Origin of the sequence: Uliginosibacterium sp. sgz301328 (genome assembly GCF_041807905.1) — a bacterium.
Classification (GTDB): Bacteria; Pseudomonadota; Gammaproteobacteria; order Burkholderiales; family Rhodocyclaceae; genus JBGVSA01.
The window spans coordinates 17,217-30,291 of record NZ_JBGVSA010000033.1 but is presented as its reverse complement, the minus strand read 5'-3'; the positions used below and the strand labels follow the sequence as shown (position 1 = coordinate 30,291).

Sequence of the window (13,075 nt, the reverse complement as noted above, 5' to 3'; positions counted from 1 at the left end):
GACCGCTTTCGCCGACTTGACCTGCCGCCTTCGCGTCTTTCGTTGCGTCAGCAGCAGAGAGGCGAGATTATGGACACTCAATCTCACTTCGTCAAGGACTTTCTGCGAGAAATGGGCAAAACGTCAGTGCTGGTCACATGAAGCCCGCACGGTCGTAGATCTTCTGCGCCTGGATCACGTTCTTGGCGATCGTGCCCAGAGGCAGCTCGTCCTGCTTGAACTCGCCAAGCCCTTTGAGGGCTGGATCTTTGAATTTGGCCGTACGCACCACAGGCCACTCGTTGTTGCCATCCGCGAAGTAGGTCTGAGCCGAGTCCGACGCCAGGTATTCAAGAAACTTGAGCGCGGCTTCCTTATGAGGGGCGTTCTTCAGCATACCGCCGCCCGACACATTGATATGCGTTCCCCACGTACTCTGGTTAGGCCACACGATTGCCAATGATTCGGCCACCTTGCGATCCTTGGGATTGCTGGAACGCATCAATCGCGCATAGTAATAACTATTGCTTACGGTCACTGCGCACTCACCAGCACCGACGGACATCAGCTGATCGGTGTCGCCACCCTTTGGCGCGCGTGCAAAGTTCGCAACAAAGCCCTTGACCCAGGCTTCCGTGGCGGCCTCGCCATCATGGGCCAGTAACGCAGCCCCAAGCGACAAGTTGTACGGGTAGTTGCCAGAGATCGTGCAGATTTTCCCTTTAAGACGAGGATTCGCCAGATCCTCGTAGGTCTGCAGGTCTTCTTTCTTGGCCAGCATCTTGTTGTAGACGATCAGCCGGGCCCGGATGGAAAACGCAAACCAATTCGGCGTTCTCAGGTTGGCCGGGATGCGCTGTTCAAGGACGGCCGACTTGACGGGCGCAAAGAGATCAAGCATGTCCGCATACTGCAGCCGGGCTGCATCGACAGTCAGGAATACGTCGGCCGGGCTGTTGGCCCCCTCGCTACGGATGCGCTCGATGAGTTGGTCATCGACGCCCTCGATGCGATTGATCTTTATGCCTGTAGCCTTCTCGAAGTCCGAATACAGCGCTTCATCTGTCTGATAGTGGCGAGCGGAATACAAGTTCAGCACTTGGTCCGCCGACCAAGCGGGCGCCGAAATCGAGCAGAGGGCAACCAGCCCTGCACGCGAAAGCCGTCCACGAATAGTCATTGTCGTTCTCCGTCTTGCTGGGGTGCGCGCCTGGGACGCGCCAAACTTTCAACTGTACCCGGCCGGATCAATTGATGCAAATTATTCGCATTTGCACCAAATCGGATAATATGACATTTGACTATCGCCAAAGACGTGGCAAAACCCGCTCTGGCGGGCACGACGTTTTGCGCTAATATCCGCCGAAATAATCTCCTCGGCATAGCACGCATGTTAAGACGTACGGGTCTGGCATTACTGGTTGCGGTGTCGCTGGCGGGCTGCGCGCCGACGGGGGTTGTTCTGGCGCCGAATCGGCATATCTCGGCAGCTGATGCCCCTGCTCCGGTGGCCCCGGCAGACGCCCCGCCGCCCATTTCGCGCGGATATAGCCTCCCCGCCCCTGCATCGCGCGCAAAACCCGAGACCTACTCTGTCGTCGTCAATAACGTCAAGGTACAGGACCTTTTGTTTGCGCTCGCACGAGATGCCAAGGTCAACGTCGACATCCACCCAGGTCTGAGCGGGGCCATCACTCTCAACGCGATCGATCAGACGCTGCCCCAGTTGCTTGAACGCATCGCCCGACAGGTCGACATGCGCTTTGAACTCGACGGCAAGAATCTCGTCGTGGCACCAGACACGCCATTCCTGCGCACCTATCGCGTCGACTACGTGAACATGGCGCGCGATACAAGCAGTTCCGTCTCGGTCGCGACGCAAATCGCCACCGCGGGAGCCATCGCCGGGATGGGGGCCAGCACTACCAGTTCATCCGATGGCAGCGGCAATAGCTCGTTTGCGCGCATTGATAACGTCTCGAAGAATCGCTTCTGGGACACCCTGATCCAGAACCTCAAGGACCTCCTGCGCGAGACCGACAAGCTCATCCCAACGAGCATCGAGCAGGTCAAGGTCTCCGGACAGGGCGCGATCGCAGCGCCTGCCACGACACAGACGGCCCCGCCCGGCAACAAAGGCGCGGCGCAATCGCCAGACACCGCCTTGACCAGCAAGGACAGCGTCGATCGACCGCTCGTCACCTATCGCGAAGCCGCATCCGTCATCGCCAACCCCGAGACCGGCGTGGTCACGGTGCGGGCCACTTCGCGGCAGCAAGAGAAGGTTCAGGAATTCCTCGATCAAGTGATGAACAGCGCTCGTCGGCAGGTGCTGATCGAAGCGACCATCGCCGAGGTGAACCTTTCGCAGAACTACCAGCAAGGCGTGGACTGGAGTCGCATCAACCTGTCGGGTTACGGCTTCCGGATCGTTCAGCGTGCCACCGGCAGCATCAGCGCGCCGACGGGGTCCATCTTTGAATTGGGCTATGACTCGAAGGGAGGAAATTTCTCTGGCGCCATCAAGTTGCTCGAATCCTTCGGCGACGTAAAGGTGCTATCCAGCCCGAAGATCAGCGTACTCAACAACCAGACCGCAGTGCTGAAGGTCGTCGACAACTCGGTGTACTTCACGCTCGAGGCCAACATCAGCCGCGGGAGCCAAGGCACGCAGGATCTGGTCACTTACAACACCACGGTGCATACGGTTCCAATCGGGCTCGTCCTGAACGTCACGCCCCAGATTGCGGACAGCGACTCGGTATTGCTCAATCTGCGGCCATCGCTGTCGCGCATCATCGGACAGGCGCTCGACCCCAATCCGGCCCTCAAGCAACTGGACATCCAGAACCAGGTTCCCATCGTGCGGTCGCGCGAGATCGAATCGATGATGCGAGTTTCCAGCGGCAACATCGCCGTGATGGGGGGCTTGATGGAGGACATGCTCGACAAGACCGATGACACGACGCCAGTGCTGTCGAGTGTTCCTGTCATGGGCACCCTGTTCCAGAATCGAAACGACACCAAGCGCAAGACCGAACTGGTGATCTTTCTGCGTCCGACGGTCATTCGCGACGCAAGCCTGACGGGCGATTACGCATCCTTCCGCACGCAACTGCCCGACGATAATTACTTCAATCGCTCCATCGGCCCGGACGTCGTGCCCCTGCCACCGCGGGAGTCCGCGCCGTGAGCCTGCTGATCGACGCACTTCGCCAGGCGGACGCCACACGGCGCCACAACGAACAGGCCGACGCTCAACAGACCTCCAGCGACGCCAATGCAGAGCTACGCCTCGAACCCATGGCGAGAAATGCGCTAAATACCCGAGGCACAACCGGTCCGGCGTCAACCGCTGCGCCGGATCGCGACGCACCCATGCGTGCAGCGACGCGCGACCTTTTCGACGCCAAACGCGCCCCACAACAGCGCCCCACCCTCCTCGTCGCGCTCCTGGCGATAGTCGTCGCACTGCTGTGCTTGGGCACCGGCTACTACTGGTGGATGACACGGCCGCGCGGCATGCAGCCCGGCGCCGCCCTGCGCACCCCCACAGCAACCCCGGCCATTGTCGCGACAACGCCTCCCCCAGCACTTGCCTCGGACGGTCGCGACACGGCTCCCGCATCGACTGACGCGCATTCGCAGCCGTCTGCGATGGCAGAAACTGCCACGGCGCTCCCGCGTACGGAATCGCCCCCACGCCCCACTCGCCAATCGGCGGAGGCGCTGCCCACCGGCTCCCGTTCGGTCGCCAATCGCGCCCAGACACCGCGTGAAGTACCTCTTCCTGCGCCGACGGAAGAAGGCATCGAACCAGCCACCGTGCTGCGCACGCAACCCGCCCAGCCCGACGCCGCCACAGCTCCCATCAGTCAGGCCTATGCGGCCTATCAGATGGGCGATTACGCACGCGCTCGCAGTCTCTACCTGCAAGTTCTGCGGTCGGACTCGCACAATGCTGACGCGCTATTGGCGCTCGGGTCGATCGCGCTGCACGACAATCAGCCCGCAGCGGCGGCGCGATATCTCCGCGACGCCGTCGAGGCCGATCCAAGCAACGCCACCGCCCGTTCTCAGCTTGCCCTGCTTCAGGCCGATGCCGACCCGGTTGCGGCGGAAAGCCGGCTTCGCACGCTACTGGCCGCCCAACCCGCCAACGCGGCGACGCAATTCGCGCTAGGGAGCGTGCTGGCTCGCCAACAAAGGTGGAATGAAGCGCAGCAAGCGTTCTTTCAGGCCTACACCCTCGACAGCGACAACCCGGACATCCTCTATAACCTGGCAGTCAGCCTGGACCAGCTTCGTCAGCCGGCCCTTGCCCGCGAATACTACGAACAGGCCCTGCGCGCGGCACAGCGTCGGCCAGCATCATTCGATACGATCCAGGCGACTCAGCGGGTGCATGCGCTGGCGCCGGCTCCAAACCGCTGAGCACCGCCATGCCGCATCGTCAGCCGCTCGGACAGCAACTTCTCGCCCAGGGCATCATCAGCGACGATCAATTGCGCATAGCGCTGCACGAGCAAGGGCACTCCACACAACCGCTCGGCAAGCTGCTGATCGACCTTGGCTTTGTGTCGGAAGCCACGTTGCGCGAGGCGTTGTCCGAGTCGCTTGGCAAGCAAAGCGTGGACCTCGCCTTTGCCATCGCCGACCCTGAAGCCATCGCACTCGTACCGGTCGATATCGCAAAGCGGCACACGCTCGTGCCGTTGCGCTGGGATGCCGAAAGCCAGCGACTGACCGTCGCCTGCGCGGACGTCGACGACATCGTCGCCATGGACCGCTTGCGTACGCTGCTGCCGGATCAGGCCAGCGTCGACACGCTCCTGGCCGGCGAAAGCGAAATCGCGCGTGCCATAGATCAGTATTACGGATTCGAACTGTCGATCGACGGCATCCTGACGGAAATCGAAACCGGTGAAGTCGACTACCGCTCGCTCCAGTCGAGCGAACAATACGCACAGCCTGTGGTGCGACTGGTCGATGCCTTGCTTGCGGATGCGGTCAAGCGCGAGGCCTCGGACATCCACTTTGAGCCTGAGGCAAACTTCCTGCGCGTGCGTTATCGCATCGATGGCACGCTGCGTCAGATTCGCGTTTTGCATAAATCGTACTGGCCTGCGATGGCGGTGCGCGTCAAGGTCATGGCTGCACTCAACATCGCCGAAACGCGCGCGCCGCAGGATGGCCGCATCTCGCTCAACATCCGCGGACGCCCAGTGGATTTTCGCGTGTCATCGCAACCGACCATCCACGGTGAGAACATCGTGTTGCGCATTCTCGATCGCCAGAAAGGGCTGGTCGAGATGGAAAGGCTCGGACTCACCGACACCCAGCTCGACATGCTGCGGCTGATGATCGCCCGGCCCGAAGGCATCATCCTGTTTTCCGGCCCCACGGGCAGCGGCAAGACGACCACGCTGTATTCGATCCTCGGCCACATCAATGCCGAAGGCATCAACATCATGACGCTGGAAGATCCAGTCGAGTACCCCATGCCGATGATCCGCCAGACGTCGGTATCCGAAGCGACCAAGCTCGATTTTGCCAACGGCATCCGTTCGATGATGCGTCAGGACCCGGATGTCGTACTCGTGGGTGAAATCCGCGATCAGGAAACCGCCGTCATGGCATTCCGCGCCGCCATGACCGGGCATCAGGTGTACTCGACGCTGCACACCAATTCGGCCATCGGCGTGATCCCGCGCCTGCTCGACCTCGGCATCCTTCCCGACATCATGGCGGGCAACATCATAGGGGTCGTGGCACAGCGTCTCGTGCGCCGCCTGTGCCCGCACTGCGCGCAGCAACGCCCGGCCCAGCCTTTCGAACAGAAGTTGCTCGGCACCCCTTCCGACAAGCCGCCGCCCATGCTGCGCGATGCAGTCGGCTGCCCGCGCTGCGACCATCAGGGATACCGTGGCCGCATGGCAGTCATGGAACTCATGCGCGTCGATGCCGACATCGATGAACTCATCGCACGCCGGGCCACCTACCGCGAAATCCGCAACGCGGCGCGCGCCAAGGGCTTCCGTACGCTGGCCGAAGACGGCGTCCGACGCGTGCTGGACGGTCAGACCTCACTCGACGAACTGGCGCGCGTGGTCGACTTGACCGATCGCATGTCTGGCGCGGAGCTGTAACGTGGCCGTGTTTACATACAAGGCGATGAATCCGGACGGCCGCCTGGTGCGCGGCGAGATGGAGGCCGTCAATCTCGTTGATCTCGAGATGCGCCTCAAGCGTATCGACCTGGACTTCGTCAATGGCCGCACGCTCCGCCACAGCCGCTACTTTGGCGGCCGTGTGCCACTGCGCGAGCGCATTCATTTCTGCTTTCACCTCGAACAACTCACGCGTGCCGGCGTACCGCTGGTTGATGCGCTCACCGATCTGCGCGCCTCGACCGACAATGCCCGCTTCCGCCAAGTCATCGCCGAGATGATCGAAAGCATCCAGGGCGGCCGGGCGCTGTCACAAGCGCTGGGGGAACACCCGCGCGTGTTCGATCCGGTGTTTTGCGCACTCGTGCGTGCTGGAGAGACCTCCGGCAACCTGCCGGAAGTCCTCCGAGAGCTGACCGAATCCGCCAAGCGCGACGACGAACTGACGGCGTACACGCAGAAGCTGATCGTCTATCCCGCGTTCGTCGCGGCCGCCACCCTCATGGCGGTCGTCGTTTCGATGGTCTACGTCGTGCCGGAAGTGTCCAAGCTGTTCCGCTCGACCGGCCAAACGCTACCACTGGAGACGCGAATCCTCATCGCGGTGTCTTCCACACTGGTCGAGTATTGGCCGCTCATATTGATCGGCCTCGCACTACTCGTCAGCGGCGGCATGCTGTTGGTGCGCACCAATACAGCGGCGGCCCGCCGTTGGGATGCAATCAAGCTGGCGGCTCCGCTATTCGGTCCGGTGTATCGCAAGATCATCCTCGCCCGGTTCGGCAACCTGTTCGCCATGATGTACAGCTCGGGCATCGCGATCATCGACATCATCCGCGTTGCGCAGGACGTCGCGGGCAACCTCGCCATGCGCCACGCGCTGCTGAAAGCCGAACAACTCATCAGTGAAGGGCAGAACGTCACCACGGCGTTCTCGCGCGTGGGACTGTTCCCCCCACTCGTGTTGCGCATGCTGCGCATTGGCGAGAATACCGGCTCGCTCGACGTCGCCCTCCGCAACGTCAGTTACTTCTATGACCGCGACGTACGCGAATCCATCGCTCGCGTGCAAGCCACGCTGGAGCCACTCATGATCCTGCTGCTCGGCGGCGTCATGATGTGGGTTGCCCTGGCGATCCTCGGCCCGATCTACGACATCATCACGCGGATGAAGATCTGAATGGCGCGCTGGCTGCACTACATCGACGAGCAAGGCCTTCAGACCTGGCGTGCCAACGGTGCCGGCATGCGCAGCCTGCGCGCCTATCCGGCCAACGAGGCCGGCGTACAGGCCTTTGGCCACTGGCTGCGCGATGGTGGACGACGTGGCGTCCACACCCTGCTGGTCGAAGTCCCGGACGAAGACTTCAAGAACGACGCCATTCCCAGCGTCACCGGAGCAGACCGGCGCGCGCTGCTCGAACGCAAGCTGCAGCAGAACTTCTTCGGCACGCCGTACGCGACAACAATCTCCCTCGGGCGCGAATCCGATGGCCGCCGCGACGAACGTGTGCTTTATGCGGCGCTGACGAGGCCACAGACGATCGAACCATGGATCGGGGCGCTGCGCATGCATGGGGCGGCAGTCAGCGCAATCCTTACACCGTCACTGCTGACCGGTCCGTTGCTTGCGGCCCTGCGCCCGCCGACGGGGCGCGGCCTGTTGATCACGCTCTCGCCAGCCGGCGTCCGCCAGATATTCATCGATGAAGGCCGCCTGAAGTTCTCCCGCCTGTCGCAACGCGCCAATGGCGACTTCTCGCAGTGGGGCGTCGACTGTGTACGCGAGGCACAAAAGCTCTACCAGTACCTTCAGGCGCAGCGCTGGCTTCCGCGCGGGGCCCGACTACCGGTCTGGGTGCTGCTGCACAGGAACGACGCGCTGCGCGAGGAAGATCCGGCCGAAGCCGACAACCTCGACCTGCATGCGTTCGACATCCAGGCCCTGGCAAGTCAGCTTGGCGTGCGCGACACGCTGGCCGACTCCGACAGCCGGCCGATCTTCCTGCGCCTTGCCCAGCGAGCCAGCAACGTGACGCAACTGGCCCCTGCCGCGGATACGCGTTATTTCCGCCTGCGCCGTGCACGCAACGCGATCGTGGCGAGTGGTGTACTGGCCTTTGCCATGCTCAGCACGGCCGCAGTCATCTCGGCGGTGGACGTCCACAGACTTCGGACCGATGCCGAACGATCATCGCAAGATGCCCTGCGCGAAGAGGCCCGCTACCGCGAACTCGTTGCCACCCTGCCGCAATTACCGGCGTCGCTCGAAACGCTGCGCGATGTCGTCAGCCGGATCGATGAACGCAGCACCCAGGCGCCGGACATGCGGACTGCGCTGACCGCGTTGTCCCGAGCGCTGGACCGCTTCCCCGAGATCGAACTTGACCGGGTCGAATGGCGGATCGACAACGCGGGTGCCGATGCTGATCCCCGCTCGCTGCCCGCCAAGGCACCCACGCAGACAACCGTCATCACCGCCCACCTGCCCGACTCCGCAGCCGGCGACCCGCGGACGACGCTGAGCCGCATTCGCGATTTCGCCAACAGCCTGCGGCAGGATACCGGCGCCGAAGTCACCCTGCCTCGCCTGCCATTCGACGCGGAATCCAACAAGACGCTGCGCAGTGAACGCCCGGCCACGAGTACCGGCGTGACGTTCGAAATGCGCTTCGTTCTGCCAGGAGGAACGCGATGAACCAGAGCGCTGCCCGATACCTGGCCTGGAGCATCCTTCTGGCCTTGGCGCTGGTCCTGTCTGGCGCAGTCCTGTTCAGTCTTTCGCAACAAGCCTTGCGCACGGCGCGACGTGATGAAGCATCCGCCGCCAGCAATGTAGCGGGCCTGCGCGCGCGCTTTGCCCGTACCGAACAGGACGAGCCCGCGATCCGAGATGCCATCGCACGCTTCAATGCGTTGCGCGCGGCCGGCATCATCGGCACGGAGCGCCGGCTGGACTGGGCGGACTCTCTGGCTTCTGTCCGTACCGCTCGTCGCATTCCGCTCCTGGAGTACGAAATCCTGCCCCAACGGTCATTGCGCCCACTTGGCGAGCGCGGAGAATACGAACTGACCACGAGTCCGATGCGCCTGCATCTGGGGCTCCTCCACGAAGGCGATCTGCTGCGCGTACTCGACGACATCCGTCGCCAGCCCAGCGCCCGCGTCGCCATCCGCGAATGCACCATGACCCGGGCGCCCGCCAAGGCGGGAGGGGGCGACGAGAACATTTCGTTGCTGGCCGATTGCACGCTCGACTGGCTGACCATCCAGAAGAAAGCGGCCTCCGAGCCGCTGGCAGGGACGACACGATGACTGCAGCACTAGCCCTTCGCCTGGCCGTTACCCCTCTCGCGCTGGTGACCTTTGCCAACGCCGCAGTACCGGCGCAGCAAGCGGACAACGGCCTCGGCCGCCTCTTCATGACCCCGCAGAAACGAGCCATCCTCGACGATATGCGACAACGCAACGCGCGCATCAACGTGGAGCAGCAAAGCACCGATACCGTCCGCCTGGACGGCATAGTGCGTCGCTCAGACGGCCGCAACGTCGTGTGGATCAACGGACAATCGCATTACGACCACGCCCCCGTCGCCAGTCTTGGCGAGAGTTCGGCGCGCGTGTTCGCCGGCAATGGCCGCAGCATCGACCTGAGGGTCGGCGAGACCGTTCATCTGGCGCCGGCCTCGACGGAGCTGGCCAAGTGACATGGCACGCCGAGCGCGGCTATGCCGCGCTCGCCATGGTGGCCATCCTCGGGACGGCCAGCGCCGTCATCCTGGTGCGAGGATTTGCCCGTGGCAACGAACGCCCGGACATGCGGGAGGCTCGCTGGACACAGATTGCGCTGCGCGAAGCGCAGGCGGCCCTCGTTGGCAAGGCAGCGCTTGAAGACAACACGCCCGGCGCGCTCGTCTGCCCCGATACCACCACCTCCGCCACTTCGTCCCCGGGTGAAGCCAACTCCTGCGGCGACGCATTGAATGGAGAGACCCTCGGCTGCGTGCCGTGGAAAACGCTCGGCATCCCGTCGGCGGAACGTTATGGCATCTCTCCGCTGTGGTATGCCCTGTCAGCGGATCTGCGCAGCGCCTCCTACTCGGCAAACGGCCGCACTACTGCGAGCCGCCAGATCAACCCGCTCAACAAAGGCCAATTGCAGATCGTTACCACGAGCGACGGTAGCATCACGCCCGCGCTGGCCGCCCTCATCGCCCCGGGTCGCGCACTGAACGGACAGAACCGCGACAGCCCCAGTTGCGATCCGACACAGGCATCGAACTACCTCGATATCGCCAGCACGACACCAGCGGGCAGCATTTCGAACGCCGATCGCAGCGGCAAGATCGTCCGTGCGACGGCAACGGACCAATTCAACGACACCGTGTTGCCACTCAACCGCGACGATCTCATGCGATTTGTTGCTCCAGTGGTGCTGCAGGCACTCAACGCCACCGCGCCCGCATTGAACGGCCGCCTGCCCGCCAGCGGTCAGACACTCGCCAGCGCACGCGGCGGCACATTGGCGGCGCAGGCGACGTTCGACGATGCCTTGTGGGCGATCTGGCCGGCCGGCACTGCGCTGGGCGACGCGGCCGAACCCGCGGCCTGCGGCAGCGGCATCCTCGAAAATATCTCCTACGCATGCGCTGGTGTGCGCGTGGACGACAATGGGGTCAGCACGAATGTGCAGTGCTTCACGCCCGCATCGGGTCCGCGCACCCCGGCGTCATGGCTGTGCTTCAATCGCTGGTACGAATTCGTCCGTTACGACGCTGCGGGCGCCGGCGGCTTCGGCGCGCTGTCGATCGACTATGGCGCAGCCACCTGTTCGCTCGAACTCGGCGCCACCGGGTCTTCTCCACGCTGCACCGGCTTCAACAATGAAACGACGCTTCCATAAGGGCTTTACGCTGATCGAGCTTGCCATTGCGCTGGTCATCATGGCGCTGTTGGCAGGCAGTGCACTGGTGGCCCTGCGCGTGCAGAGCCAGCGTGCCAGCATCGGACAGACACGCGACGCCATCGAAGATGCGCGCGAAGCGCTCTACAACTACGCGGTGGTGTGGGGCTATCTGCCCTGCCCTGCGAGCGACGACGCGGGCGTGCCGGGCACGTGCCCCGCCAACACCGATCCGAACACATCGGTGGCTGCCGCCGGATTGCTGCCATGGCAGGAGCTTGGCGTGTCGGGACAGGATGCCTGGGGCCAGCGCCTGAGATATGCCGTCAGCAATGCACTGTTGCCGCCGGCCGTTCCCTCACTGGCAGCGGGCAGCAACAGTAACCTCGTCATCATGGATGGCTCGACGAGACTCAACTCCAACGGGTCGGTAGCATTCGTCGTCTGGTCCATAGGTGCGGATGCTGAAAGCTCCACGCCGATTCCGCTCCAGAACTCCGTCGTACACGCCGAGCCTTCGTCCGACGACGTCGTGATCTGGGGCTCACGCTATGTCTTGATGGGCCGCCTCGTCCAGGGCGGCCGACAGATACCGCTCAAATGAATACGCCACGCACGCCCTCACGATTCGTCGACCGCTTGCGTTCGGCAGGGGTAGAACCTGACGACAGCGACGAATTACGGCAGCAAAAGGCTTTGTTGGTATTCATCACCGGGCTGGTCAGCGTAGCTTCCTCTCTGTGGCTTGCCATCTACTGGGCCCTCGGCCCACGCCTGTCCGCCTCGCTGCCGTTCGGCCTCCAGGTACTGCTGGTCTTCAATATCTGGCTGTATATCCAGTGGGGCAATTTCCAGCTCTTCCGCGTCTCGCAGTTGGCGCTGCTGCTGTTCTTCCCGTTCGCGGCGCAGTGGGCGATGGGCGACTTTGTGTCGGCCTCGGGCCTGATTCTCTGGGGCCTGCTATCCCCGATCGTGGCGATGCTTTGCGTGGGTGTGCGCGAATCCGTCCCCTGGTTCGTCGCCTATGTCGTCCTCACCCTGCTGACCGGCGCCACGGATTACTTCCTTGCCGATATGGCCAGCACCGCTACCCAGCCGGTGTCCCGCCAGATTTCAGTGCTGTTTTTCGCGCTCAACTTCGTCACCATCTCGGCACTTGTGTACTTGTCGCTGCGCTTCGCGTTGCTGGAGCGCGCGCGCGTTCAGGCCGCGCTCGAATGTGCGCACGCCCGGCTGGCACAGGAACAGGCGCACTCCGAGCGACTGCTGCTCAACATTCTCCCCAGCCCGATCGCCGAACGCCTCAAGCACTCCAGCGACACGATCGCAGATGGCTTCGCCGAAGTCACCGTCATGTTCGCCGACATCGTCAACTTCACCGAACTGGCGGCAGGCATGTCGGCGGCGGATGTCTTCCGCATGCTCAATGGTGTGTTCTCGCACTTCGACGAACTGGCCGAAGCGCGCGGCCTGGAGAAGATCAAGACCATCGGAGACGCCTACATGGTCGCAGGCGGCCTCAATGACGGGCTGGCCGACCCCTGCGGCGCCGTTGCGGCGCTCGCGCTGGACATGCACGGCTGGCTGGCGTCGCGAAACGACGTCCACGCCCTGCAGATTCGCGTCGGCATCGGCACGGGGCCAGTGGTTGCCGGGGTGGTCGGCAAGAAGAAATTCATCTATGACTTATGGGGCGACACGGTCAATCTGGCCAACCGCATCACGAGCGAAGGCCTCCCGTGCGGAATCCAGTGCGATCAGACCACGTACGAACGGCTCCGCGCACGCTATCGGTTCGACATGCCGGACCACGTACCCCTCAAAGGGAAAGGAATGGTGCCCGTCTGGCGCCTGCTCGGGCCAATACCCGAGGCCCCCGCCACGCGGGAGGATGCAACGCAACCGCTGGACGAAATGCATCCCGCCGCGGCCCTGCCACCTGGGCTGGCAACGGGCGGAAGCGGCGCCGCGTAAGCCCCCCCGCCTCGCTGTCGATCTATGCCGTCTGCATAGAATTATTGAC

Annotated in this window: 11 protein-coding genes; 10 read left to right on the top strand and 1 reads right to left on the bottom strand. The window is 63.2% G+C overall.

The window, feature by feature from the left end:
- Positions 1 to 133: 133 nt before the first annotated feature.
- Positions 134 to 1,159, bottom strand: coding sequence for an extracellular solute-binding protein (locus tag ACDA63_RS18230; protein ID WP_373664719.1), 1,026 nt, complete (start codon positions 1,157 to 1,159; stop codon positions 134 to 136).
- Positions 1,160 to 1,606: 447 nt separating this feature from the next.
- Here ACDA63_RS18230 and mshL point away from each other — a divergent pair, with 447 nt between their 5' ends.
- From mshL to ACDA63_RS18180, 10 genes are read left to right on the top strand one after another with little or no spacing between them, the layout of a single operon-like run.
- Positions 1,607 to 3,172 (top strand): pilus (MSHA type) biogenesis protein MshL, encoded by a 1,566-nt coding sequence (mshL, locus tag ACDA63_RS18225; protein WP_373664718.1) that lies wholly within the window; start codon positions 1,607 to 1,609, stop codon positions 3,170 to 3,172.
- Positions 3,169 to 4,413 carry a tetratricopeptide repeat protein gene (locus ACDA63_RS18220; RefSeq protein ID WP_373664717.1) on the top strand — a complete coding sequence of 415 codons (1,245 nt, stop codon included), beginning with the start codon at positions 3,169 to 3,171 and terminating at the stop codon, positions 4,411 to 4,413. Before mshL ends, ACDA63_RS18220 begins: the two co-directional genes overlap by 4 nt.
- A gap of 8 nt (positions 4,414 to 4,421) precedes the next feature.
- Positions 4,422 to 6,128, top strand: a complete 1,707-nt coding sequence (locus ACDA63_RS18215) for a GspE/PulE family protein (protein ID WP_373664716.1) — start codon at positions 4,422 to 4,424, stop codon at positions 6,126 to 6,128.
- A gap of 1 nt (position 6,129) precedes the next feature.
- Entirely contained in the window at positions 6,130 to 7,329 is a 1,200-nt protein-coding gene (locus ACDA63_RS18210; protein WP_373664715.1) for a type II secretion system F family protein, read from the top strand.
- Positions 7,330 to 8,847 (top strand): hypothetical protein, encoded by a 1,518-nt coding sequence (locus tag ACDA63_RS18205; protein WP_373664714.1) that lies wholly within the window; start codon positions 7,330 to 7,332, stop codon positions 8,845 to 8,847. It begins immediately after the preceding gene.
- Entirely contained in the window at positions 8,844 to 9,464 is a 621-nt protein-coding gene (locus ACDA63_RS18200) for a hypothetical protein (protein ID WP_373664713.1), read from the top strand. Before ACDA63_RS18205 ends, ACDA63_RS18200 begins: the two co-directional genes overlap by 4 nt.
- Positions 9,461 to 9,856, top strand: a complete 396-nt coding sequence (locus ACDA63_RS18195) for a hypothetical protein (RefSeq protein WP_373664712.1) — start codon at positions 9,461 to 9,463, stop codon at positions 9,854 to 9,856. Before ACDA63_RS18200 ends, ACDA63_RS18195 begins: the two co-directional genes overlap by 4 nt.
- Positions 9,853 to 11,052: a hypothetical protein gene (locus ACDA63_RS18190; protein ID WP_373664711.1), complete on the top strand. Its 1,200-nt coding sequence runs from the start codon at positions 9,853 to 9,855 to the stop codon at positions 11,050 to 11,052. Before ACDA63_RS18195 ends, ACDA63_RS18190 begins: the two co-directional genes overlap by 4 nt.
- Positions 11,033 to 11,656, top strand: a complete 624-nt coding sequence (locus ACDA63_RS18185) for a type II secretion system protein (protein ID WP_373664710.1) — start codon at positions 11,033 to 11,035, stop codon at positions 11,654 to 11,656. The genes ACDA63_RS18190 and ACDA63_RS18185 overlap by 20 nt, the downstream gene beginning before the upstream one ends.
- Entirely contained in the window at positions 11,653 to 13,026 is a 1,374-nt protein-coding gene (locus tag ACDA63_RS18180; protein WP_373664709.1) for an adenylate/guanylate cyclase domain-containing protein, read from the top strand. Before ACDA63_RS18185 ends, ACDA63_RS18180 begins: the two co-directional genes overlap by 4 nt.
- Positions 13,027 to 13,075: the final 49 nt, after the last annotated feature.